1 protein-coding gene is annotated in these 298 nt (G+C 68.1%); it reads left to right on the top strand.

All coding sequences use genetic code 11. The features are described from left to right. Positions 1-112: 112 nt before the first annotated feature. Positions 113-298: IS5 family transposase (locus tag IN07_RS18025; protein ID WP_036338321.1), on the top strand; the 186-nt coding region annotated here is incomplete at its 3' end.

Here is a 298-nt window from a genome sequence, read left to right as displayed (position 1 = left end):
AGAGGGTGTTGGGTAACTGATCCAGCGCGGTCGGTGAGGGCGCGATCTGTTCGTGGTCGGTTTCGGCGTGGCGCCACCGGTCGGGTCGGGTGGTGGTGAGGCTTCCGGGGGCATGTGCGTGTGCACGTGCAAGCCGGCGTACTCCTCGTCGTTGACCGATGCCGAGTGGGCGTTGGTGGAGCCGTTGCTGCCTGCCCACGATCCGCATGCGGGGGGCCGGCCGCTCAAGCACGACCGCCGGCTGGTCCTGGACTCGATCCTGTATGTGCTGGTCAGTGGGTGTGCGTGGCGGCTGCTG

The sequence above is a fragment of the Modestobacter caceresii genome (assembly GCF_000761485.1).
Classification (GTDB): Bacteria; Actinomycetota; Actinomycetes; order Mycobacteriales; family Geodermatophilaceae; genus Modestobacter; species Modestobacter caceresii.
The sequence above is the reverse complement of the archived record's forward strand: the minus strand, read 5'-3'. Positions and strand labels throughout refer to the sequence as shown.